21 protein-coding genes are annotated in these 23,861 nt (G+C 71.2%); 8 read left to right on the top strand and 13 right to left on the bottom strand.

From position 1 onward, the window contains the following. Positions 1 to 108 precede the first annotated feature (108 nt). Complete coding sequence (locus ACZ6QQ_RS01805; protein ID WP_465873474.1) at positions 109 to 801, bottom strand: hypothetical protein; 693 nt, start codon at positions 799 to 801, stop codon at positions 109 to 111. A gap of 157 nt (positions 802 to 958) precedes the next feature. Continuing rightward, positions 959 to 2,212 (bottom strand): phosphoribosylamine--glycine ligase, encoded by a 1,254-nt coding sequence (purD, locus tag ACZ6QQ_RS01800; protein ID WP_465873472.1) that lies wholly within the window; start codon positions 2,210 to 2,212, stop codon positions 959 to 961. A gap of 219 nt (positions 2,213 to 2,431) precedes the next feature. Between purD and ACZ6QQ_RS01795 the strand changes: the two genes are divergently transcribed. After that, positions 2,432 to 3,352: an endonuclease domain-containing protein gene (locus ACZ6QQ_RS01795; protein ID WP_465873471.1), complete on the top strand. Its 921-nt coding sequence runs from the start codon at positions 2,432 to 2,434 to the stop codon at positions 3,350 to 3,352. A gap of 111 nt (positions 3,353 to 3,463) precedes the next feature. Here ACZ6QQ_RS01795 and ACZ6QQ_RS01790 read toward each other — a convergent pair whose 3' ends face one another. Then, positions 3,464 to 4,750: an adenylosuccinate synthase gene (locus tag ACZ6QQ_RS01790; RefSeq protein WP_465873470.1), complete on the bottom strand. Its 1,287-nt coding sequence runs from the start codon at positions 4,748 to 4,750 to the stop codon at positions 3,464 to 3,466. Positions 4,751 to 4,877: 127 nt separating this feature from the next. Between ACZ6QQ_RS01790 and ACZ6QQ_RS01785 the strand changes: the two genes are divergently transcribed. Together ACZ6QQ_RS01785 and ACZ6QQ_RS01780 are read left to right on the top strand one after the other, a co-directional pair. Continuing rightward, positions 4,878 to 5,879 carry a diacylglycerol kinase family protein gene (locus tag ACZ6QQ_RS01785; RefSeq protein WP_465873468.1) on the top strand — a complete coding sequence of 334 codons (1,002 nt, stop codon included), beginning with the start codon at positions 4,878 to 4,880 and terminating at the stop codon, positions 5,877 to 5,879. Between the two features lie 847 nt (positions 5,880 to 6,726). After that, positions 6,727 to 8,673: a MinD/ParA family ATP-binding protein gene (locus ACZ6QQ_RS01780; protein WP_465873777.1), complete on the top strand. Its 1,947-nt coding sequence runs from the start codon at positions 6,727 to 6,729 to the stop codon at positions 8,671 to 8,673. A gap of 97 nt (positions 8,674 to 8,770) precedes the next feature. Here ACZ6QQ_RS01780 and ACZ6QQ_RS01775 read toward each other — a convergent pair whose 3' ends face one another. Then, positions 8,771 to 9,199, bottom strand: a complete 429-nt coding sequence (locus ACZ6QQ_RS01775) for a DUF3151 domain-containing protein (protein ID WP_465873467.1) — start codon at positions 9,197 to 9,199, stop codon at positions 8,771 to 8,773. Between the two features lie 291 nt (positions 9,200 to 9,490). Here ACZ6QQ_RS01775 and ACZ6QQ_RS01770 point away from each other — a divergent pair, with 291 nt between their 5' ends. Then, the gene (locus tag ACZ6QQ_RS01770) at positions 9,491 to 10,798 is read left to right on the top strand and encodes an LOG family protein (RefSeq protein ID WP_465873466.1); all 1,308 of its coding nucleotides are present in this window, start codon (positions 9,491 to 9,493) and stop codon (positions 10,796 to 10,798) included. Between the two features lie 68 nt (positions 10,799 to 10,866). On the opposite strand, the gene fbaA is transcribed toward ACZ6QQ_RS01770, so the two are convergent. Both fbaA and ACZ6QQ_RS01760 read right to left on the bottom strand, forming a co-directional pair. Next, positions 10,867 to 11,892, bottom strand: coding sequence for a class II fructose-bisphosphate aldolase (gene fbaA / locus ACZ6QQ_RS01765; RefSeq protein WP_465873464.1), 1,026 nt, complete (start codon positions 11,890 to 11,892; stop codon positions 10,867 to 10,869). Between the two features lie 154 nt (positions 11,893 to 12,046). Beyond that, complete coding sequence (locus tag ACZ6QQ_RS01760) at positions 12,047 to 12,430, bottom strand: phage holin family protein (RefSeq protein ID WP_465873463.1); 384 nt, start codon at positions 12,428 to 12,430, stop codon at positions 12,047 to 12,049. A gap of 169 nt (positions 12,431 to 12,599) precedes the next feature. On the opposite strand from ACZ6QQ_RS01760, the gene ACZ6QQ_RS01755 reads away from it, so the two are divergent. Further along, complete coding sequence (locus tag ACZ6QQ_RS01755; RefSeq protein ID WP_465873462.1) at positions 12,600 to 12,848, top strand: hypothetical protein; 249 nt, start codon at positions 12,600 to 12,602, stop codon at positions 12,846 to 12,848. Here ACZ6QQ_RS01755 and ACZ6QQ_RS01750 read toward each other — a convergent pair. Further along, positions 12,820 to 14,199: an LCP family protein gene (locus ACZ6QQ_RS01750; protein WP_465873460.1), complete on the bottom strand. Its 1,380-nt coding sequence runs from the start codon at positions 14,197 to 14,199 to the stop codon at positions 12,820 to 12,822. The genes ACZ6QQ_RS01755 and ACZ6QQ_RS01750 overlap by 29 nt on opposite strands. 373 nt (positions 14,200 to 14,572) lie before the next feature. Between ACZ6QQ_RS01750 and ACZ6QQ_RS01745 the strand changes: the two genes are divergently transcribed. The 3 genes from ACZ6QQ_RS01745 (at position 14,573) to ACZ6QQ_RS01735 (ending at position 19,480) form a co-directional block, all read left to right on the top strand. Next, positions 14,573 to 16,054 (top strand): 3' terminal RNA ribose 2'-O-methyltransferase Hen1, encoded by a 1,482-nt coding sequence (locus ACZ6QQ_RS01745; RefSeq protein ID WP_465873776.1) that lies wholly within the window; start codon positions 14,573 to 14,575, stop codon positions 16,052 to 16,054. Further along, entirely contained in the window at positions 16,051 to 18,588 is a 2,538-nt protein-coding gene (locus ACZ6QQ_RS01740) for a polynucleotide kinase-phosphatase (RefSeq protein ID WP_465873459.1), read from the top strand. Before ACZ6QQ_RS01745 ends, ACZ6QQ_RS01740 begins: the two co-directional genes overlap by 4 nt. A gap of 184 nt (positions 18,589 to 18,772) precedes the next feature. Next, on the top strand, positions 18,773 to 19,480 hold the full coding sequence (locus ACZ6QQ_RS01735) for a DedA family protein (protein WP_465873457.1): 708 nt from the start codon (positions 18,773 to 18,775) through the stop codon (positions 19,478 to 19,480). 19 nt (positions 19,481 to 19,499) lie between these two features. On the opposite strand, the gene ACZ6QQ_RS01730 is transcribed toward ACZ6QQ_RS01735, so the two are convergent. From ACZ6QQ_RS01730 to ACZ6QQ_RS01705, 6 genes are all read right to left on the bottom strand, one after another. Further along, positions 19,500 to 20,141 (bottom strand): class II aldolase/adducin family protein, encoded by a 642-nt coding sequence (locus ACZ6QQ_RS01730; RefSeq protein WP_465873455.1) that lies wholly within the window; start codon positions 20,139 to 20,141, stop codon positions 19,500 to 19,502. Between the two features lie 97 nt (positions 20,142 to 20,238). Then, positions 20,239 to 20,616 (bottom strand): ArsR/SmtB family transcription factor, encoded by a 378-nt coding sequence (locus ACZ6QQ_RS01725; protein ID WP_076468717.1) that lies wholly within the window; start codon positions 20,614 to 20,616, stop codon positions 20,239 to 20,241. A 57-nt stretch (positions 20,617 to 20,673) separates the two neighbouring features. After that, positions 20,674 to 21,213, bottom strand: a complete 540-nt coding sequence (gene pyrE, locus ACZ6QQ_RS01720; protein ID WP_465873453.1) for an orotate phosphoribosyltransferase — start codon at positions 21,211 to 21,213, stop codon at positions 20,674 to 20,676. Between the two features lie 188 nt (positions 21,214 to 21,401). Further along, a complete protein-coding gene (locus ACZ6QQ_RS01715; protein ID WP_465873774.1) occupies positions 21,402 to 22,214 on the bottom strand; it encodes an SDR family NAD(P)-dependent oxidoreductase in 813 nt (270 codons plus the stop codon). A gap of 19 nt (positions 22,215 to 22,233) precedes the next feature. Continuing rightward, complete coding sequence (locus ACZ6QQ_RS01710; protein WP_465873451.1) at positions 22,234 to 22,905, bottom strand: hypothetical protein; 672 nt, start codon at positions 22,903 to 22,905, stop codon at positions 22,234 to 22,236. A 118-nt stretch (positions 22,906 to 23,023) separates the two neighbouring features. Next, positions 23,024 to 23,782: a hypothetical protein gene (locus ACZ6QQ_RS01705; RefSeq protein ID WP_465873450.1), complete on the bottom strand. Its 759-nt coding sequence runs from the start codon at positions 23,780 to 23,782 to the stop codon at positions 23,024 to 23,026. Positions 23,783 to 23,861: the final 79 nt, after the last annotated feature.

Genomic DNA, 23,861 nt, shown 5'->3' with positions numbered 1-23,861 from the left:
GGCACGGGGTGTCAACGACGGATGCCCGGTCGTTACACCGATCGGATGGTCCGAAAAGGCCGATCGGTCAGCGGTGCCGATCGGGGCGGCCCGACCGGCACCACCTCCTCAGACGGTCGCGGTGTCGTACACCGTCGCGGTGGCGGTGAGCGTACGGGTTTCGACGTATGTTCCGTGCTTGGCGGTGAGCTTGTACGTGTGCTTCTCCGTGCTGCCGGGAGTTCCGCCGCAGGAGAAGGTGAAGCTCTCCGTACCCTTTGCGGGATAGCGGCCGTAGAGTCCCGGCCCGTCCACGGCCAACTCCACCGTCTCCGCGCCGGTCACGTTCCACTCGATCACCAGCGGCGTCGCCTCCACCGGAAACTCCGAGGCACCCTGCGGGCAGGTCGGCTTCTGCTCGATCCGGAACTGCACGATCTGCACCGGCGACGTCGCCGCGCCGGGCTTGGCCGGGCCGGTGGGACCGGAACCCGGCTTCCCCGGACCGCCGCCCGGCTGACCCGGCTGACCCGGCGCACCGGGATTGCCGCCCGGTTCACCACCGGAGGTGGCGCTCGGCCCGGCACCGGTGTCCGTCGCCGACGCGCTCGGGACCGGGCCGGTCGCCGAACCACCGGAGACCTGACCCGCCGACGACGCCGGGGCGCGGTCCTTCGCCGAACAGCCGGCTCCGCCCGCCACCGCCAACACGCCCACCAGCAGCGGAATCGTCAGCCGGCCGGCCGTACGCCACGACACCCGGCGGGTGGGCTCGTCGTCGGCGCGCCGCCCGACGTACCGGCTGGCCACGATCGTGTTCATGGTCACTCCCTGCGGAAACTCGGCCCCGGCCGATGATCGACCGGGTGTCGGATCCCAAGGTAAGGACCGGACCGGCTCCGGCGAATCCCGCTTTCGTGCCGTACCGGTCCCGTGCCGCTCGGGCGGGTCAGCGGCGGGGGCGGGTCAGCGGCGGGGGTCAGCGGCTGGGCGGGGCGACCCGACCCTCGATCGCCGCCAACGCGATGTCCCGCCGATAGTGCGAGTCGGCCAACTCGATCTCCTCGACCAGGGCGTATGCCGCGTCCCGCGCGACCTCCAGGTCGGGGCCGATCGCCGTACCGCAGAGGACCCGGCCCCCGGCGGAGACCAGGGCACCGTCGCTGTCCCGGCGCGCGGTCCCGGCGTGGATGATGCCGGGCCGGTCGGCGCCCGTGATCACGTCGCCGGTGCGGGCCGCCTCCGGATAGCCGGCCGAGGCCACCACCACCGCGACCCCGGCACCGCCGCGCCAGGTCAGCGGCGGGTGCTCGGCGAGCGTCCCGGTCGCGGCCGCGTGCAGCAGGCCGGCCAGCGGCGTCTCCAGCAGCGCGAGTACGACCTGCGTCTCCGGATCCCCGAAGCGCGCGTTGAACTCGATCACCCTCGGTCCCGTGGCGGTGATCGCCAGACCCACGTAGAGCAGCCCGGAGAACGGGGTGCCACGTCGGCGCATCTCGGCCAGGGTCGGCTCGACCACCCGGGTCATCACGTCGTCTACCAGGTCCGGTGCCGCCCACGGCAGTGGCGCGTACGCCCCCATGCCGCCGGTGTTCGGACCGGTGTCGCCGTCTCCGACCCGCTTGAAGTCCTGGGCCGGCAGCAGCGGCAACGCCGCCTCCCCGTCGGTCACCACGAAGAGCGAGACCTCGGGTCCGGCGAGATATTCCTCGACGACGACCCGGGCGCACTGGGCGGCGTGGGCGAGTGCCCGGTTCCGGTCCTCGGTCACCACCACGCCCTTGCCTGCGGCCAGTCCGTCGTCCTTCACCACGTAGGGCGGACCGAACTCGTCCAGCGCCCGAGCCACCTCGGCCGCGTCGACACAGGTGTACGCGCGGGCCGTCGGCACCCCGGCGGCGGTCATGATCTCCTTGGCGAACGCCTTGGAGCCCTCCAACTGGGCGGCCGCCTGGGACGGGCCGAAGACCGCGATGCCCTTGGCGCGGACCGCGTCGGCGACCCCGGCGACGAGTGGCGCCTCGGGCCCGATCACCACCAGATCCGCACCGGTCTCCACGGCCAGCGCGGCAACGGCTCCCGGATCGAGCGCGTCGACCGGCAGACATTCCGCCACCGCCGCGATCCCCGGATTGCCCGGCGCCGCCACCACCGCCTCGACGGCCGGATCAGCATCCAACCCGAGCGCGAGCGCATGCTCCCGCCCACCACCACCCACCACAAGAACCCGCACGACCCCAGATCCTACGCACCCCACCACCCCCCGCTACTCGATCAACCCCGCCCCGGCCCGGTTGATCATGAAGTTAGCGACGGCCCAGGGCTCGTTCCCTGTCGCCAACTTCATGATCAACGGGGCCGGGGCGGGGTTATCCACAGGTGGGGCGGGGGGTTATCCACAGGGGTGGTGGCGGGGGTGGGGTGGGGGCGGTTGGGTGGGGGCGTGGATGGCATGGCGGTGGTTCGCCGGGTGGCGGCGGGGCAGGACGGGGTCGTCACTCGGGAACAGGCGTTGGCCGCGGGGTTGACGGTGCGCGAGATCGAGCGGCTGTGCCGCAGCCGGAGGTGGCGGAGGCTGGCTCGGGCGGCGTACCTCGTGGAACCGGCGCCGAGTCAGTTGGCCGCCCGACGAGCCCGGATTCGGGCGGCGGTGGCATCGCTCGGGGTGCCGGCGACGGCGGTGCTCGGGACCGCCGCCGAGTTGCACGGGTTCGCGGGACTGCGGACGGATCCACGGATCCACGTCTCCGTGCCCGGCCCGGCCGCCCGACCGCTGCGGCCGAGGGATCCGGCCGTCGTGGTGCACCAGCTGGTCATCCCCTCCGGGGAGATCGGCACGGTCGCCGGAATCCGGACCACCATTTCCATCCGTACGGCCGCCGACCTGCTACTCCGAACGGACCGCTTCGCTGCCGTGTCGGTGCTGGACTCGGCACTGCACCAGGGATCGATCACCGAGCCGGATCTGCCGGTCGTACGGTCCATGCTCGCTCGGCGCCGGGGAGCGGTGGCCGCCCGGCGTTACCTGGCCGAGGCGGACGGTCGCGCCGAGTCCCCACTGGAGACCCGGGTACGCCTGCGTTGCGTGGACGGCGAAGTCCCGCCCGACGAGCTACAGCACCCGGTACGCGACGAGGACGGCCACCTGTTGGCCGTGGGTGACCTGGCCTGGCTTCGCGAACGGATCATCGGCGAAGCCGACGGCACCAGGGTGCACGCCACCCCGGAGGCCCTCTACCGCGACCGCCGACGCCAGAACCGGATCGCCAACGCCGGCTGGCGCATCCTCCGTTTCACCTGGTCCGACACCCTCAACCCCACCTACATCCCCGACACCATCCGCACCGCGCTCCTGACCCACCCAGTCCGTTGATCATGAAGTTAGCGCGGGCCCGGGGCACTTTCCGTGTCGCTAACTTCATGATCAACGAAGAGGTCGAAGGGGCCGAAGAGGTCGCGGGGGTCGCGGGGGTCGCGGGGGCGGTTAGAGGAGGGGGTGGCGGACTACGTTTTCCTCGCGGCCGGGGCCTACGCCCACGACGCTCACTCGGGTGCCGCAGAGTTCTTCGATGCGGGCGATGTAGCGGCGGGCGTTCTCCGGCAGCTCGGCCTCCGTACGAGCCTTGGTGATGTCCTCCCACCAACCGTCGTGCTCCTCGTAGATCGGCGTCGCGTGGTGGAACGCGGTCTGCGTCATCGGCATGTCGCTGAACCGCTCACCGTCGATCTCGTAGCCGACGCAGATCGGCACCTTCTCCAGGCCGGTCAGCACGTCGAGCTTGGTGACGACCAGATCCGTGATGCCGTTCAGGCGGGTCGCGTACCGGGCGACGACGGCGTCGAACCAGCCGGTCCGCCGCTCGCGGCCGGTGGTGGTGCCGTACTCGGCGCCGACCTTGCGCAGGTGCGTGCCGTTGTCGTCGAACAACTCCGTCGGGAAGGGACCCGAGCCCACCCGCGTGGTGTACGCCTTCGTCACCCCGATCACCTTCGTGATCGCGGTCGGTGGGATGCCGGCACCCACGCAGGCCCCACCCGCGGTCGGATTCGACGAGGTCACGAACGGGTACGTGCCGTGGTCCATGTCGAGCATGGTCGCCTGGGCACCCTCCAGCAGCACCGTCTCGCCCCGGTCCAGCGCGTCCCAGAGGATCGCCCGGGTCTCCGCGATGTACGGCCGCAGCCGCTTCGCGTACTCCAGGTACTCGTCGGTCACCGCGTCGACGTCCAGCGCCTTGCGGTTGTAGACCTTGAACAGCATCTGGTTCTTCTCGCGCAGCGCGAGTTCCAGCTTCTTGCGCAGGATGCCCGGATCGAGCAGGTCCTGCAGCCGGATACCCATCCGGGCGACCTTGTCGCCGTACGCCGGGCCGATGCCCCGGCCGGTGGTGCCGATCCGGGCCGAGCCGAGGTAACGCTCGACCACCCGGTCCAGGGCCCGGTGGTGCGGCATGATCAGGTGCGCGTCGCCGGAGATCCGCAGCCGGGAGACGTCGACGCCCCGCTCGGCCAGTCCGTCGATCTCGTCGAGCAGCACCTTCGGGTCGACCACCACACCGTTGCCGATCACGATCATCGCGTTCGGCGAGAGTGCACCGGACGGCATCAGGTGCAGTGCGTACTTCTGCCCGTCCGGGGTGATCACGGTGTGTCCGGCATTGTTACCGCCGGAGTAACGGACGACGTAGTGGACCTGCTCGCCGAGCAGGTCGGTAACCTTGCCTTTGCCCTCGTCGCCCCACTGCGCCCCGATGAGCACGATCGCTGGCATCTCAACCCGCCTTCGAGGGGCTCGGGTGCCAGGTCGGCGACCGCGTGGCGAGCCCGAGGTGTCAGATTAACAAGAAGTGACAGCCCCGCCGGTAGTGGCCGGGGAGACAGGCAGGAGGCCACCGCCCGTGTACGACGTGGTGCTGCTCACCCTCGGGTCGGGCCGGGACGGTTCCGGCGGCTGCGCAGGCGGCGACGGATGCTGCGGTACGAGCACCGAGGGTGCCGCCGACAGCTGCACCGATACCCCTCGGGTACCGGTTCTGAACTGCGCGGACGCGCTCACCGCCCGGGGTGCCCGAGTGGAGATGATCACCGCCGGATCGGACGCGGAGATCGACGAGGTGCTGGCCCGACTGGACGGCCCGACCCGCCCGGACGGCCTCACCTGGCCGGACGGGGACAGCAAGACCCGCCTGATCATCGCCACCGCGAGTGACGGCCAGTTACGCGCTGTAATCCGCCGCATGGTCCGTCGGTACGCCCCGCCGCCCAGCCGCCGCCCAGCCGACCTCGCCGGCAACCGGACCGTGCCGGACCTGCCGGCGATCGGCCTGCTCCCGCTCGACCCGGCCGGGACGTCCGGCGCGGGCGCCGGGGCACCCGTCGACCTGGTCGCCCAACTCGGGCTGCCCCGCGATCCGGCCGAGGTCGCCGCCGCGCTGCTCGACGGCCCGGTCCGCCGACTCGACCTGCTCCGCAACGACGGCGGCTCGGTCACCCTGGACGGGGTGCTGCTCGGCGGTGGCGACGAGGAGGGCCGGACCATCCCCTGGCGTGGTCGGGTCGAGGTGGACGACACCATCCTCACCGGAGGCGACGACCCGGTGCTGGCCTGCGCGATCGGCAACGGGCGCGGGTACTCCGAACTCGCCGGGCTGCCGCTGCTGACCGAGGCGGACCCGGCCAGCGGGACAATCGAGGTCGCGGTGGCGGTCCCGGTGCTCACCGGTAGCCGTTGGGGACGCAAGAAGGTACGCATCGAGGTCCGCCGCGCCCGGGGACGCGCGGTCGCCGTCGTCCCCCGTGACGGTGACCTGCCGTACGTGGACGACGGCGTGAGCGGGGACCTGAGCCGCAAACGGTCCTGGTGGATCGAGCCAGGAGCATGGGCGGTGTACGCCCGCTGACCGCGTACGTCGGCCGACAGCCGGGCTCGGTGCCCGGCTGATCCCGCCCGGCGGGCATATCCTCGGGCGGAGCAGGGGGGAGTTAGCCGTGGTGGACGACCAACCGGACCAGTTCCGCGGGCCGGGCCAGGGGGCGGCGCCCCGTGACGTGGAGCCGTTCTGGCCGCCGGACGAGATCGTCGCCGAACCGCCACCGCCCGGCGGCGGCGCACCGGGGACCCACGCGGGGTCGGGCATCGGCAGCCCGTCGCAGCTTCCGGGGGTCGGCGCGGACGTCGCCTGGGGCGGCGGTCCGGTCCCCTCCCCCGAGCCGCCCCGTCCGACGGTGCCACCAGCGGCACCACCTCCCGCGATGCCACCAGCGGCACCACCTCCCGCGATGCCACCGACGGTGCTGGCGCTGACCCAGGTCGCGCCGGTGCCGCCCGTGCCGTCGACACCACCTGCCCCGCCGCCGCTCCCCCTCACCCCGGAGACCACCGCCACCCCCGGAACAACCGGCCCCGGAACAACCATCTCCGGAGCGACCGGCCCCGGAACAAGCACCTCCCTGGCGTCCGGCCCCGGAGCGACCGGGACGGGAGCAGGCGGGACGGGAGCAGGCGGGACGGGAGCAGGCGGGACGGGAGCGGAAGGGGATGGGTCGGGTGGGCGCGTCTCGACCGGGGGTGCGACGGAACAGACGCGGGCGGCGGTCGAGCAGCCCACCCGGGCCTGGCCGCTGATCACGAGCGCGGCCGCCGGGCGACCGGCGGGTCAACCGACCCGAGCCGGTGATGACTCGACCCCGGTCCCACCCGCGCCCCACCAGTCACCGCCGGATCCCTGGGCTCCGACCGGCGGCACCCTGAACCGGCGTACGGCACCCGGACCAGCGATCCCCTCGGTACGCCTCGACGACCCGTTCACCATCGACACCCTGTTTGCCGGTGGCCCCGAGGCCTCGACCGGTACGACGGACGGGACACCGGGCACCGGAAGCCGGACCGGTCGGGTGACTGCTCCCGAGTCGCCCTGGGCGCAGCCACCACAGCGCCCCGCCGTCGACCATCCGGCGGCACCGCCAGCGGTAACCGAACCCGGCACCGACCGCCCGGCACCGCCGTCCCCGGCACCACGGGAACCGGCAGCCGCAGCGCGAGTAGCGGCACCGGCAACACAGGAACCAGCGCCGGCACCGGCGGCACACGGAGCAACGGCCGCGCAAGGAGCCGCACCGGCAGCACCGGGACCAGCGGCGGCATCGGCGGCACACGGAACAGCGGCGGTGCAGCGAACGGCGCCGGTGCCACGGGGAGCGGCAGCGGTGCCGGGCGGAGCCGGGTACCCGGCCACGACGCCAGCCGGACCGGCCCAGCCATCGACGTCGTCCGACCGGATTCCCCCGTCCGGCCACGGCTACCCGACCGGCGGGGATCACCCCGTACCGGTGGAGCCCGGTCACGCCGGCCAGCACCACCCGATGCCAGCCCAGCCGGGCCACCCCGGCCAGCCGGGCCACAGCAGCCAGCAGGGCCATTCCGGCCAGCCGGGCTACAGCAGCCAGCCGGGCCACAGCAGCCAGCAGGGATACGGCAGCCAGCCGGGTTACGACAGCCAGCCGGGATACGCCGGGCAGCAGCATCCAGCGGCCGAGCATGGCCAGGCCGGCGGGAGCTATCCGGGGCCGACCGGAGGGCCGGGGTATACGGCTGGGCCGGGGCAGCCGGTGCCGTACCCGCCGGTGGGTGGGCGGCAGCCGGGGGCCGAGGTGTATCCCGGGGTGGCCGAGGTGTCGCAGCAGCCGTACCGGGAGGCGGCCGGGGTGACCAGGATGCCGCCAGCGACGGCGTACCCCGAGCCGGCCTGGACGCCGGACTCGTCGACCCCCACCGCCGAGGAGTTCGCCCGGCGCCGGGCGAGCCGGCCGGCCGACCCGGTCGCCACGATGGGCGTACGGGCGGCGGTCAACAAGACCACGCTCGGGCTGGTCCGGCTCTCACCGGGACGGCACGAGCAGGAGATCCGGCAGGACATCGAGATGGTGCGCCGGAACTTCGGTGGGCTGCGCCAGGTGACCGTGGTCAACCCGAAGGGCGGGGCGGGCAAGACGGTGGCCATCCTGCTGCTCGCGATGACCTTCGGTCAGAAGCGCGGTGGATACGTGCTGGCCTGGGACAACAACGAGACGCAGGGCACCCTCGGGATGCGTGCGCAGCAGGACTTCCACTCCCGTACGGTCCGGGACATGCTGCGTGACCTGGGGCAGTTCCAGGCGTCGCACGGGCGGATCGGTGACCTGTCGCAGTACGTCCGGTCGCAGGGCGAGGGGATGTTCGACGTACTCGCCTCGGACGAGTCGGCGACCGGTGGCGAGATGCTGACCGCGACCGCCTTCGCGGAGATCCGTGAGGTGGTCAGCCGGTTCTACAAGTTGATCTTCGTGGACACCGGCAACAACGTACGCGCGCAGAACTGGCAGGCCGCCATCGACGCCACCGACCAGCTCCTGATCACCATGTCCGCGCGGAACGACTCCGCCGAGACCGCCGCCCGGATGCTCGACCACCTAGAGCAGAGCGGCCGGCAGCGGCTGGTCCGGCAGGCGGTGACGGTGGTGTCGATGCCACCGTCGCGCAAGGAGATCGACCTGCCCGCGATCCAGCGGCACTTCGCCGCCCGGACCAGGGCGGTGCTGCTGGCGCCGTACGAGCGGTTGATCGACACCGGCGAACCGATCCGGTACGGGCAGCTCTCCGCCGCCAGCCGGGACGCCTGGTTGAAGATCGCCGCCGCGGTGGCCGAGGGCCTCTGACAGCCTCGCCACGACGCTGGCGGGTTCTCCCCGCCCCGGCACGACCGGGGCGGGGAGCGGAACCGTCGAGCGAGCCCGGCGGCGGGTGGGCGGCGGCTCAGGAGCCGGCGAGGGCGTCCCCGGCCTCGGGGTCGCAGTCGCGCAGGAACTGCGCGCACCGGGCCGCCTCGTCCGACTCGCCGATCTCACCGGCAGCCCGGGACAGCACGTGCAGGCAGCGCAGGAACCCCTGGTTGGGGCCGTGCGACCAGGGCACCGGGCCGTGCCCCTTCCAGCCGTTGCGGCGGAGCTGGTCCAGCCCCCGGTGATACCCGGTACGCGCGTACGCGTACGCGGTGACGACCTGCCCGGACGCGAGCGCCCGCGAGGCCAGTGCGCCCCAGGCGGCGCTGGAGGTCGGGAAGCGCGCGGCGGCCGAGGCGTACGCCTCGTCGGTGTCGGCCTCGATGGCCTCGGCGAGGGCCGCCTCGGCCGCGTCGTCGCCGGGGAGGAGGGTGGCCGGCGGTTCGGGCAACAGACTCTGCATCGGCCCATTGAACCTGCCCGACCTGGGCGGTGGCGAGGCGGGATGCCTTTCGGCCTGGCTGAAAGGCTGAGGCTTCGGTCACGCGTGCGGCCGGTGCGGGGAATGGTCGACTCGACTAGAAATAGAGGTCCGGAGCCTCCCCAGGACCCGGTAAGGAGAGCCCGGTGACCTCGGTCACCGGGCTCTCGCCGTCGGGACGGCGTCCCGTCCGGGCCGGCGTCCGGCGAAACCACGTCCGGCGGGACCCGACGTCGGCCGGCCCGTGGGCGATGGTTGCCGGGGCGGAGGAGGATGGCGGACGTGCCCACACCACCCTCGACCCACCTGCTCGAACCGGACGACACCACGGAGTCCGAGATCGAGTCCCGCGCCGAACTCGACCGTCACCTCTCCGCCGGCAGCCTGGCCGGGCTGACCGTGCAGGGGCTGCGGTTGGATCTCGACCCGGTGCCCGACCTCGCCGCCGTCGAGCTGACCGGCGCCCTCTTCATCGGCTGCCGGTTCGCCGACCGGCAGGTCGAGGCGGACCTGATCCGGCGCGGCGCGCACCTGCTGCCGCCCTTCGCCGACCTGCCGTACTCGACCCAGCCGCCCCGGCTCTACACCCCGGACGACCTGGTCGCCGGGTTCGGCACCGGGGGCTTCGCCGGGATGTTCGACTCGGTGGTCTACGAGCACTTCCGGACCCATGGCGGGGCGTTGCCGCCGGTCCGGGAGGCGCTGGCCCAGCGGATGCACGACCACGGAGTCGACAACGCGCTCGCCGACGCCACCCGCAGCTGGCTGGCCATCCACGGTCCCGGTTCGGTGATCGGGGTGATGGGCGGGCACGCCGTACCGCGCGGGACGTCGGCGTACCGGTTGGCGGCGACACTGGGCTGGGAGTTGGCGCGGGCGGACCGGCTGGTGGTGACCGGTGGCGGGCCGGGTGTGATGGAGGCGGCGAACCTCGGCGCGTACCTCTCCGGCCGTACCCCGGAGGAACTGGCGGCGGCCATCGACCTGCTCGCCGCCGCGCCCGACTTCACCGACCACGACCGCTACACGGCCGCCGCGCTGCGGGTCCGGGCCGAGTTCGGCCCGGATCCGGACGGGCCCGGCTCGACCACCAGGCTCGGCGCGGCACCGGCCGGAGGCGAATCGCCGCCGGCCGCCGGGACCGCGCCGACGCAGCGCGACGGCGAGCGGTCCGTCGTGGCCGACACCGTCGGCTGGGCGCGGCGCGGTGGCCTCTCCATCCCCACCTGGCTGTACGGGCACGAGCCGGCGAACCTGTTCGCGGGCCGGATCGCCAAGTACTTCTCGAACGCCATCCGCGAGGACACCCTGCTCCGACTCGCCCGGGGCGGGATCGTCTTCGCCGCCGGCCGGGCCGGGACGGTGCAGGAGGTGTTCCAGGCGGCGACGAAGACGTTCTACGGCACCGACGGATCCAGCGGTGCGTACGTCTTCCTCGACCGGGCCTTCTGGACCGAGACGCTGCCGATCGAGTCGCTGCTGCGGCCGCTGTTCGCGCTCACCCCGTTCGGCGACCTGACCGGCTCGATCCACGTGACCGACGACGTGCACGAGGCGGTACGGCTGCTCGTCCACGACTGACCGGTACGCGAAACGGCCGGTCCCCGTCATCGGGGACCGGCCGTCAGCGTTCGATCAGCGGAAACGGGTCAGCGGGCGAGGGTGGTGCCGGTGGAGCGCAGGTGCTCGCACGCCTCGACCACCCGCTGGGCGAGACCGGACTCGGCCGCCTTGCCCCAGACGCGAGGGTCGTACATCTTCTTGTTGCCGACCTCGCCGTCCACCTTGAGTACGCCGTCGTAGTTGCGGAACATGTGGTCGGCGACCGGGCGGCTGAACGCGTACTGGGTGTCGGTGTCGATGTTCATCTTCACCACGCCGTAGTCCAGCGCCTCCCGGATCTCCTCCAGCAGCGAGCCGGAGCCGCCGTGGAAGACCAGGCTGAGCGGCTTGTCCTTGCCGTACTTGGCGCCGACCGCCTGCTGGATCTCGTTGAGGATCTCCGGCCGGAGCTTGACGTTGCCCGGCTTGTAGACGCCGTGCACGTTGCCGAAGGTCAGCGCCGCCATGTAGCGGCCCTTCTCGCCCAGCCCGAGCGCCTCCACCATCTGGAGACCGTCGGAGACGGTGGTGTAGAGCTTGTCGTCGATCGCGCCCTCGACCCCGTCCTCCTCGCCGCCGACGACGCCGACCTCGATTTCGAGGACGACGTGCGCGGCAGCGGCGTCGTCGAGCAGGCCGGCGGCGATCTCCAGGTTCTCCGCCACCGGTACGGCCGAGCCGTCCCACATGTGCGACTGGAACAGCGGGGCCTCACCACGGGCCACCCGCTCCTTGGAGAGCGCCATCAGCGGGCGGACGAACCCGTCGAGCTTGTTCTTGGGGCAGTGGTCGGTGTGCAGCGCGATGTTCACGCCGTACTTCTTGGCGACCTCGGTGGCGAACAGCGCGAAGGCGACCGAGCCGGTGACCATGTCCTTGACCGAGGGGCCGGAGAGGTATTCGGCGCCGCCGGTGGAGACCTGGATGATGCCGTCGCTCTCGGCGTCGGCGAATCCGCGCAGCGCGGCGTTCAGAGTCTGCGAGGACGTCACGTTGATCGCGGGGTATGCGAACCTGCCCGCCTTGGCGCGGTCCAGCATCTCCGCGTAGACCTCGGGGGAAGCAATGGGCATGTCGAAACGCTCCTTACTAACCACTTCGGCCGCAACGGCCGCTGTCTCACGTGTACGCGCCGGACCGCGCTGTCCTTCGCGGGCAGTATCCCGCAGGGCGCCCTTGCCGACACAACCGACCCGGATCGCCCCGCTCACCGCGGACCGGAACGGCTCACCGGCCCTCCAGTCGGTCCGGTACGAACAGGCTGATCAACCAGCTCACCACCGCCACCACGATGCCTCCCCAGAAGGCCGCCCCGAAGCCGTTCACGTGGAACGGCAGGTCGAACTCGCCGGCGATCCAGTCGGTCAGCAGGAACAGCAGCGCGTTCACCACCAGGGCGAACAGGCCCAGGGTGAGGATGTAGAACACGCAGCCGACCACGCGGATGATCGGCTTCAGCACCATGTTGACCACGCCGAAGATCACCGCCACGATCAGCAGCGTCAGCGCGTTCTCCGTGCCCGACCGGCCGGACACGTCGATGCCGGGCACCAGCAGCGTGGTGACCCACAGCGCGACCGCCGTGATCACCAGCCGGATCAGGTAGCCCACCGGCACATCGTGTCATTGCCGCCGCCCGGTGGGGTGCCATTCCGTCCGACTGGCGCCGCCACCGGGCCGGGCTTCACCCGAAGGGGCTCGCGTTTGCCGGCACGTACCCGGCGGACCCGCAGGCCAACCCGTACGGTGAAAACAGCACCGCGGACCGGAGGAGGCGACGATGACCCAGCCCGACGACGACTTCGTCCGGGGCGAGGAGTTCGCCCCCGGCGATCACCTCGACCCGGAGGAACGGGACCCGGAGGCGCCCGCCGACGACGCTGTCGAGCAGGCATCCGCCGCGGACCCGACCGATGACGGTCCACCGTCGGCGACCGACTCCGAGCAGTTGCTCCGGGGCATCGAGGTGAACGAGTGGGACGCCCTGGAGCAGGCCCGGATCATCGGTCCGGAGGACGATTACCGGTGACCGTGGCCTTACCGGTCGGCGGCGGGGTCTGATCCGTACCGGGTCCCTCGTCCTTCGACGCGACCACCCCCGGATGGGTGCGGACGAACTCGCCGAGCTTGCCGTCGCGCGCGGCACGGAGCATGTCCATCGACTCGGTGGTCAGCTTCTGGTACGAAATGCCGTTGATCTTCAATTCGGCGAAGTTGCCCTGGTTCGTCTTGAGTACGACCATGTCGTTGGCGGCGACACCCCTCAGGGTGAACAGGAAGTCCGTGATGGAGACGCCCTGGGTGTCGAGGATGAACGCCTTGCCGGCGGCGGTGATCACTCGATTGATCTTGCCGAGATCGGTGAGCACACCCGCGCTGGTCGCCTTCTTGACGATGGCTTTGATCAGCTGCTGCTGGTGGCGCTGCCGGTCGTAGTCGGTCTTCGGCAGGCCGTACCGGATCCGGGCGTAGTCGAGGGCGAGTTCGGCCGACATCGGCCGACAGCCGACCTCGTGCACGACGACCTTTCCGCCCGGCGGTAGGTCGAAGACCCTGCGCGACGCCTCGTCGAACTTGATCGGCACGATCTTGCCGTTCCGGTCGTACGCGTAGTGGATCGAGGAGGCGCGCTGGTCGATGCACATGTCGACGCCACCCAGGGCCCGGATGACCGCCTGGAAGCCCTGGAAGTCGATCAACGCGGCACCGTTGAAGGTGATGCCGGTCTGCTTGTTGAGGGTCCGGGCGAGCAGCTTGAAGCCACGGGCCCGCTTCTCGATCTCCGTACCCCCGCCCCGGTAGCCGAACTCGAAGGCCGCGTTGATCTTGTCGGTGCCGCCCCGGTAGTTGGTCTCCGGGTTCGCCGGAATCGGCACCCGCCAGTCCCGGGGGATCGAGATCAGGTACGCCTGGTCGTGGCTGGCCGGGATGTGCACGATCATGATCGTGTCGGACCGGGCACCGGCGTCCCAGTCCGGTCGGACGTCGATCCCGACCAGGAGCAGGTTGAGCGGCCCCTCGATCTTCTTCCCGGTCGGGCCGGGGGTCTCCACCGGCACCGCCACCGCCTCGCCGTCGAGCAGGGTGGCCTGGGTGATCTTCGACGTCGCCTTGTCGATCGCGACCTGGGTGAGCGCGTACGCCCCACCGCTCATCACGAGCAGCAGGGATCCCGTGGCGACCAGCACCTTCGTCCACAACGGAGTCCGCCGTCGTCCGGCCCGACCGGAACCGCGACCGACCACCGCGTCCGTCCCGGAATCAACCGTCGCGTCCGTCCCGGAATCGACCACCGCGTCCGTCCCGGAATCGACCACCGCGTCCGTCCCGGAATCGACCGGTTCGGCGCCCACCGCCGAGTCGACCGTCGTGATGTCCACATCGGAGCCATTGGTTGTCGCGGCGACTCCGGGGGCGACCGGCCGCCGCTTCGATTGCGGTGTCCGCTTCGACCGCCCCGATTGTGTTGCCTGCTTTGGTCGTTTCGACTGCCCCGACCGCTTCGATTTCCGCTTGTCGTCCCCGCCCGAGTCGCTGCCCCTGCGAGCCCGCATCGTCACCGTCCGGATTCCCTGTCGCGTCGCACTGCCATAAGTATTGACGAGTCGAGACCCGGGAAAGGCTGCAATTTTCCCGGTGACGGTTTCATCAACTCTGCCGGCTCACCATCGCCGGGCCCCCGTACTCGCCGCACGTACCCGTTCCGAGCGAATTCGGGCGACGGGACCGGTGCTGGCTGAGATCATTCCTGATGTGCTGCTCACCTTCACCACCACCCACCGGCCCGCGACCGATCTCGGCTACCTCCTGGTCAAGCACCCGGACCGGCAGCATTCGTTCGACGTGCCGACGGGCACGGCGCACGTGTTCTACCCACAGGCGGACGAGGACCGGTGCACCGCCGCGTTGCTGCTCGACGTCGACCCGCTGCGGCTGACCGCCGCGCGGGGGCGGGGCCGTGGCCGGGGCACCGGCAGCACCCCCGAGGGCTTCACCCTCGGCCAGTACGTCAACGACCGCCCGTACGCGGCGTCGAGCCTGCTCTCCTCGGCCCTGGCCAAGGTGTTCCGCTCCGCCCTGCACGGCAACTCGAAGGACCGACCGGAGCTGGCCGCCACCCCGATCCCGCTGGAGATCGGCGTGCCGGTGCTGCGCTGCCGGGGCGGGGCGGAGTTGGCGGAGCTGCTGTTCGCCCCGCTCGGCTGGACCGTCACCGCCGACCCGATCCCGCTCGACTCGACCCGTCCCGACTGGGGCGACAGCCGGTACGTCGCCCTCACCCTGCGCGGCACGCTGCGGGTGGCCGACGCGCTGAACCAGCTCTACGTGCTGCTGCCGGTGCTGGACGACGCCAAGCACTACTGGGTGGCCCCGGACGAGATCGACAAGCTGCTCCGGGCCGGGGAGGGCTGGCTCGCCCGACACCCCGAGCGGGGCCTGATCACCCGCCGCTACCTGGCCCACCGCCGGGCACTGGCCGGAACGGCCCTGGCCCGGCTCGCCGAGCTGCGGCTGATCGACGACAACGCCGACCCGGACACCGTCGACACCGCCGAGGACCGGGGCACCGACGAGGACGCCAACCTGCCCGCCGGGGCACGAAACCAGCCACTGGCCGTACGCCGCCGGGCGGCCGTACTGGCGGCGCTGAAGCAGGCGGGGGCGGCCCGCGTACTCGACCTCGGTTGTGGTGGCGGTGCGCTGTTGGCCGACCTGATCTCCGACCGGCGCTACACCGAGATCGTCGGCACCGACGTGGCGCACCGGGCGCTGGCGATGGCGGAACGCCGGCTGCGGCTGGAGCGGCTGCCGCAGCGGCAGCGGGACCGGATCAAGCTGTGGCAATCGGCGCTGACCTACCGCGACGACCGACTGCGCGGGTACGACGCGGCCGTGCTGATGGAGGTCGTCGAGCATCTCGACCCGCCCCGGCTGCCGGCGCTTCAGGGTGCGGTCTTCGGGCACGCCCAGCCGACCACGGTCGTGGTGACCACCCCGAACTCCGAGTACAACGTCCGGTACGAGGGTCTGGCTGCCGGTGCGATGCGACACGACGATCACCGGTTCGAATGGAACCGGGCCGAGTTCGCCGACTGGGTGAGCCGGGTCGCCACCGCGTACGGCTACACCGCGACGATCACTGGCGTCGGTGACGACGACCCGGACGTCGGCGCCCCCACCCAGCTGGCCGTCTTCACCCGCTCCACCGTCGCCGCGATCCAGGAGTCCGCATGACCGCCCTCGACATCCCCGAACTGGCCCTGGTCGCCCTGGTCGGCATCTCCGGCTCGGGCAAGTCGACGTTCGCCCGCCGGCACTTCGCGCCCACCCAGGTGCTCTCCTCGGACGCGTTCCGGGCGATGGTCGCCGACGACGAGAACGACCAGTCCGCCTCCGCCGAGGCGTTCGACGTGCTGCACTACGTCGCCGGCAAGCGACTGCGGGCCGGCCGGCTGACCGTGGTCGACGCGACCAACCTCCAGTCGCACGCCCGCGCCGGCCTGGTCCGGGTGGCCCGTGAGCACGACGTCCTGCCGGTGGCGGTGGTGCTCGACGCACCGGAGCCGCTCTGCTGGGAACGGACCCAGGCCCGGACCGACCGGACCTTCGGCCGGCAGGTGCTCGGTCGGATGCAGCGCGACCTGCGCCGCTCGATCGGCCAGCTGACCCGCGAGGGCTTCCGCAAGGTGCACGTCCTGCGCGGGATCGAGGAGATCGACGCCGCCACCATCCGGTACGAGCGGATGTTCAACGACCGCAAGGAGGTGACCGGCCCGTTCGACATCGTCGGCGACGTGCACGGGTGCCGGCTCGAACTGGAGGCGCTGCTGGAACGGCTCGGCTGGGCGCTGCACCGGGACCCGGACGGGCGGCCGCTCGACGCGACGCACCCGGACGGGCGTACCGCCGTTTTCGTCGGTGACCTGGTCGACCGCGGCCCGGACTCGCCCGGTGTGCTCCGCCTGGTGATGGGCATGGTGGCGGCCGGGCACGCGATCTGCGTGCCGGGTAACCACGAACAGAAGCTGCTGCGCAAGCTGCGCGGGCGCAACGTGCAGGTCAGCCACGGCCTCGCCGAGACGCTGGCGCAGCTCGAACACGAGGAGCCGACGTTCGTCGCCGAGGCCGCCGCGTTCATCGACGGCCTGGTCAGCCACTACCTGCTCGACGGCGGCCGGCTGGTGGTCGCGCACGCCGGGCTCAAGGAGGAGTACCAGGGCCGGGCTTCCGGACGGGTACGGGCGTTCGCGCTCTTCGGCGAGACGACCGGCGAAACCGACGAGTACGGCCTGCCGGTGCGCTACCCGTGGGCCCGTGACTACCGGGGTTCGGCGATGGTCGTCTACGGCCACACCCCGACCCCGACCCCGGAATGGGTCAACAACACCATCTGCATCGACACCGGCTGCGTCTTCGGTGGCACCCTGACCGCGTTGCGGTACCCGGAACGGGAACTGGTCTCGGTGCCGGCCGCGAAGGAGTACTACGCCCCGGCCCGGCCCCTGGTCAGCGTGCCGGCGGCGGAGCCGGACCGGGCCGAGGGCACGCTCGACCTGGGTGACGTGACCGGGCGCCGGCACCTCGACTACGGGTACGGCACCCTGACCGTCGACGCCGAACAGGCCGCCGCCGCACTGGAGGTGATGAGCCGGTTCGCGGTGGACCCGCGCGCCCTGCCGTGGCTGCCGCCGACCATGGCACCCTGCTCGACCGCGGAGGTGGACGGGTTCCTGGAGCACCCGGCGCAGGCGTTCGGCGACTACCGGGCGGCCGGCGTCGACCGGGTCGTCTGCGAGGAGAAGCACATGGGCTCCCGCGCGGTGGTGCTGGTCTGCCGACTGGCCGACGACAACCGGTTCGGTCCGGCGGGTGGTGCGGTCTACACCCGTACCGGTCGGCCGTTCTTCGGCGCGCCGCTGGACGGGGACCTGCTGGCGAAGGTGCGGGCGGCGGCCACCGCCGCCGGGCTCTGGGCCGAGTTGGACACCGACTGGCTGCTCCTCGACACCGAGCTGCTGCCCTGGTCGGCGAAGGCGACCGGCCTGATCCGGGAGCAGTACGCGAGTGTCGGCGCGGCCGGCGGGGCGGTGTTGCCGGCGGTGCTCGACGCGCTGGACGCCGGTGCCGCTCGTGGCCTGCCCCTGGCCGACCTGCGTGAGCGGATGGCTGGCCGGGCGGCCGACCTGGCCCGCTACACCGACGCCTACCGGGCCTACGTACGCCCGTCGGACGGCCTCGACGGGGTGACCCTCGCGCCGTTCGCGCTGCTGGCCAGTGCCGGGGCGACGCACACCGGTCGGGACCACGGCTGGCACCTGGCGATGGCCGACCGGCTGCACGACGCCGACCCGGTGTTGTTCACCCCCACCCGGCGCCGGGTGGTCGACCTCGCCGACGAGGTGGCCGTGCGCGAGGCCACCGAGTGGTGGTTGGCGCTGACCGCCGCCGGGGGCGAGGGCATGGTGGTCAAGCCGTACGCCGGGCTGGCCGCCGTCGACGGGCGGGGTCGGCTGCTCCAGCCGGGGGTGAAGTGCCGGGGCCGGGAGTACCTGCGGATCATCTACGGGCCGGAGTACACCGAGCCGGAACAGTTGGCGGTGCTGCGCAAGCGCTCGCTGGGGCGCAAGCGCGGGCTGGCACTGCGCGAGCACGGACTCGGGCTGGCCGCGCTCGACCGGTTGGCCGACGGCGCCCCGCTGTGGCGCCGGCACGAGCTGGTCTTCGCCATCCTGGCCTGCGAGTCCGAGCCGGTCGACCCCCGGTTGTAAGCGAAGTCACCCGCACGGGTGGGGCGCCCGCCGGCCGGGGATGACGTCGGCGGGCGGGCGCCCGTCACCGCCGCCTAGACTGCGGGAGTGCCCCCGCCGGTGGCGGAGGGTCGTACCCTGCTCGGAATGTCCGCCGATGCGCGGAAAGTCGCTACCCGACCGGGAAACTTTCGGAGGTCACCCCGTGCCGACGCCCACCACCACGCTGGCCATGGGCCCTCAGTTCCTGGACCCGGAGTGGTTGATCTCGACCTTCGGGCTGATCGGCATCCTGGCCATCGTGTTCGCCGAGTCCGGGCTGCTGATCGGGTTCTTCCTGCCCGGTGACTCGCTGCTGTTCACCACCGGCCTGCTGACCTCCGACGGGCAGTACCTCACGTACCCGATCTGGCTGGTCTGCCTGCTGATCACGATCGCGGCGATCGCCGGTGACCAGGTGGGTTACCTGTTCGGTCGGCGGGTCGGACCGGCGCTGTTCCGCCGCCCGAACTCACGCCTGTTCAAGCAGGAGAATCTACTCAAGGCGCACGAGTTCTTCGACAAGTACGGCGCCCGGTCGATCGTGCTGGCCCGGTTCGTGCCGATCGTTCGGACCTTCACCCCGATCGTGGCCGGGGTCAGCAAGATGAACTACCGGACGTTCGTGGTCTACAACATGATCGGCGGCGTCCTCTGGGGCACCGGAGTCACGCTGCTCGGCTACTTCCTCGGTCAGATCGACTTCGTCAAGGAACACATCGAGATCATCCTGATCCTGATCGTGGTCATCTCGGTGGTGCCGATCGTGATCGAGCTGCTCCGGGCCCGGATGGCGGCCCGTCGGGGCACCACCCCGGCCGAGCAGGCCGCGCTGGACGAGGCCGCTCGGGAGAGCCAGCAGCACCGCCCCTGATCCCAGGTTCGGTACGCGCTCAGATCCGGTCGAGCAGATCCGGTGACAGTTCGGTCAGGTCGTCGAGCCGACCGGCGGCCAGGGCGTGATAGGTCAGCCGAGCCGCTTCTTCGAGATTGACCGCCCGCTTGTGGGCCAACTCCACGCTGTCGGCCAGCACCGAGCAGCCGTGCCGACTCAACACCAGGCAGTCGGTGCCGCCGGCAGCCGCCTCGGCGGCCAGTTCCGCCAATTCCACCGAACCCGGTGGCCGGAACGGCACCCGGACCACCCGACGCAGATAGAAGGCATGATCGGTGGTGACCAACCGGACGCGTTCGCCCAGCGCGTCGAGCAGCAGCGCATGCTGCGGGTGCAGATGCACGATCGCCCGTACGTCCGGGCGGGCCCGGTAGGTGGCGAGGTGCAGCGCCAACTCACTCGTCGGCACACCGCAGTCATCGTCGGTGTGCACGGTGCCGTCACCGATGTCGACCAGGACGAAGTCGGACCGGTCGAGCCGGTCCAGCCACGTGCCTGCCGCAGTCACCCAGCAGGAATCCGTGCCGGGCACCCGGACGGAGAGGTTCCCGCCGGAGCCCACCACTAGGCCGGACCGCACGACATCGCGACCGACCCGGGCGAGCCGCGCGCGCAGGTCACCGTTGAGGTCGTCGTTCACCCCAACGAACCCCGCACGGTCGACTCCGCCCGGACAGCCGTCGGTCCGTCTGGTGCCACCCGGACAGGGGCGGGCACCAGACGGGCCGCTCGCTGATTCAGCGAGCCTTCTTGGTGGCTCGCTTACGAGGCGGAGTCAACAGGTCGGCGATCGTAGCGATCGCCGTCGGCACCAGCCGGTAGTACGCCCACACGCCGCGCTTCTCCCGCTCCAGCAAGCCGGCCTCGGTGAGGATACGCAGGTGGTGACTGACCGTCGGCTGCGAGAGACCGAGAGGTGCGGTGAGATCACACACGCACGCCTCGCCCTCGGGCGCCGACTGGATCAGGCTGAGCAGCCGCAGCCGGGCGGGGTCGGCGAGGGCCTTGAGGACCCCCGCAAGTCGCTCGGCGTCGGCACGTTCGATCGGCTCGCCGGCAAGCGGCGAGATCTGAGGCATAGTCATTTCAGCCAACGCAGTTCCCACGTTTTCCATCCTTCCACCAGCAGCATCGACCCGCCTGCATATCAGCAGATCCGAATCGTCAAACTTTTAGGCCACTAGGCCGAGGTCAGGCAACGTATAGGCCGCTCGGTATGGCAGTCCGGCCGCTCGAACGGCGTCGCCCGCGCCTCGATCAACAATAACCGCAACGCCTACAACCTCGGCCCCAGCCTCTTGCAACGCCTCGACCGCGGTCAGCACACTGCCACCCGTCGTCGAAGTATCCTCCACCGCCAGCACTCGGCGACCGGCCACCTCCGGGCCCTCGATCCGCCGTTGCAGGCCGTGCGTCTTCTCGGCCTTACGCACCACAAAGGCATCCAGCCGGCGCCCCGTCGCCGAGGCGGCGTGCAGCATGGACGCGGCGACCGGGTCGGCGCCGAGCGTCAGACCGCCGACCGCCTCGAAATCCCAGTCTGCGGTCAGGTCGAGCAACACCCGACCCACCAACGGTGCCGCCGCGTGATGGAGCGTCACGCGGCGCAGATCCACGTACCAGTCCGCCTCACGACCGGAGGACAGCACCACCCGGCCGTGTACTACGGCCAGGTCAGAAATGAATTTACGCAGGTCGTCGTGGTCCCCCATGGCGCCCAAGGGTACTGCTCGTGGCTGGGTGCCGTTGGGTGGACCCGACCGGACGACGATCTGCGGCTGGCGATGATGGTCAGGATTGAGGGTGCGCGACTACGCTGCGTACTCGGATTCCGGTGTGGTGAACCGGATCGCGGGATCCCCCGATCGGCCATCCACGGCCGTCGTCCGGAGACACAAGATCAACGTTCGGCGCGGCCGATCCGGGCTCGACTGCCGCCACCGAAGGTCCGTAGCAGGCCACGCGGCGCGTGTTGCAGCCCGAACGCCATCACCTTGTATTTCCAGTCCGGAACGCTGACGGACCTGCCTTTCCGCAGGTCACGCAGGCCCTCGGCCACCACGTTGTCAGCTGACAGCCACAGCCAATCGGGCATTTTAGACACGTCGATGCCGGCCCGCTGGTGGAATTCGGTACGGGTGAAGCCGGGACAGAGAGCCATCACGCGTACGCCGTGGCGGCGGGTGGACTGCCCCACGGACTCGCTGAAATTGGTCACCCATGCCTTGCTCGCGGAGTACGTGGAGCCCGGCATTACAGGTCCGAAGCCGGCAACCGAAGAGACATTTATCACTGCCCCGTGCCGCCGTACGGTCATCGTGGCCAGGGCCGCGAGGGTTAAGCGCATCACGGCGTGGACATTCAGCCGTAACAACCGCGACTCTTCCTCGGCTGTCGACTTGAGGAACGAACGGGCCAGACTGATACCCGCACTGTTCACCAGAAGTTCGATCGGCTCGGTCGAATCCCCGAGCCGATGTTCCACCTTCACGCAACCTTCGTCCGTGCTGAGATCGGCCGCCAGGACGTCCACCGGGATTCGGTGCCGATCGGTCAACTCCGCCGCCAATCCGGCCAACCGGTCGGGATCGCGGGAGACCAGCACCAGGTGCATGCCGTCGGCGGCAAGCCGCCGGGCGAATGCCGCGCCGATTCCCGCGGTCGCACCCGTCACCAGGGCACGCGCCGGACCGCCAGCGGACGGAACGGGCACTGCTGACACGGGCAGGTCCTTACCAGTTGGGCGGCGGTGGCACCGGTGGCCACACCGGCACGGACGTCCGCCCACGGAAGAAGGCGTTCGCCGCGGGCAGCACCAGCAGCATTGCTACTACAAAGTAACCGAGTGCCTGGGCCACCGAAAGCCCAGCCGTCAACGGAACCCACCAGGACGGGTACGCGCCGCTCAGTGCCCGGATCAGCTCGATCGACATCTGGGTGTCCTCCGCGCTGGTCAGCGGTATCGCCCGCTGCGCGATCAGCGCCGCCAGCGTGCCGCAACCGCAGAGCAGACCGAGCCCGCAGACCACCCAGGTGGCGATCCGGACCCGGTTGCGGCCACCCAGGTTGCCCACCGCCAGACCGACCAGCAGCACCGCCGCCCCGACGGCCACGGCCATGCCGATCCCCGCGCCGGTCCAGAGCAGTGCGACAAGCTCGTCGACCTCCGACCGGTCGACACCGGCCTGCCCGGCTGCGGCGCGGAGCCGCTCCACCGTGCCGCTCGACGTGGCCAGTCCGACGATCGCGTGGACCAGCCCTCCGACCGCCATCACCCCCAGCACGGCGGCGGCCAGCACGACCGCCCCCGGTCGCCGCTCCGGTGCCACGGTCGGCGTCGGGGCGGGCCAACCGGCCGGCGGCGGAGCCATGCCACCGGGCCACACGTGCGCTGGGTCCGACACGAAGATCTCCCCGAGTAGGCGTCGGAATGCAACCTACTCGGGGAGATCCACCGAAAGCCCTATCCCGGTCCGATCAATTCGACGAGTCGCCGAACCGAGTCGCCGAGCGGTGCCCCGGTCAGGTGTTGGTCGGCCCCGACGGCGGAGAAGCCGACGGCGGGGTGTCCCGTTGGTCGTCCGGGCCGCCGCTGGGCGTGCCGGCCGACGGGTTGGTGGGACTCGTCCCGGCCCACTGCTGCGGGGCAACCGGTGGCGTCGCCTGCGGGTAACCGGGGTAGGCCGAGCCCGGTACGGGCGGCTGCCAGACCGGCTGCGGCTTGCGGAAGAACTCGTTCGACGGTGGCAGGGCCAGCAGGATCAGGACCACCAGTACCGCAATCAGCGCGAGCACGCTGAGCAGCGTGCTCACCGGGGTGTACCAGCCGGGCAGGCGGTCCTCCAGCATGCGCTGGACCTCGGCCTCGTCAGGCAGGTTCGCGTCGCCGGAGGACGGGCTCAGTGCGCTGCCGGCCGCGCTCAGCGAGAGGGTCGCGAGCGTGCAGCAGGAGAAGAGACCACCGAACACCCAGGTCACGATCCGGGCGGGGTTCTTGCCCCGGTTGTTCAGCAGCGCGAGGACCACCAGCCCGATCGCGACGATGACCCCGATCACCGCGCCACCGATCACGGTCGCGCTGCCCACCGCACCGGCACCCGCCAGGTCACTGCCGGCGTACGCCTCTTCGTAGACGTCGTTGAAGGTGCCGATCAGCGGGAGCGTGATGATCGCTCCGATCAGCTGGAGTGCGGCGGCCAGGTAGAGCAGGTAGCCGGCGACGGTGACGGTGCTCGGGCGCGGCCTCGCCGCAGCTCCCGCCGGGTTGTATGGATCGGACACGGCGCTCCTTCCCACAGATCGAGAACCACCGTATCGGTACCCCACCAGCCCGTCGGGTCAAACCGGCGTGTCGGACCAC

Source organism: Micromonospora sp. NPDC049529, from assembly GCF_055586685.1.
This window is presented reverse-complemented; position numbering and strand designations above follow the sequence as displayed.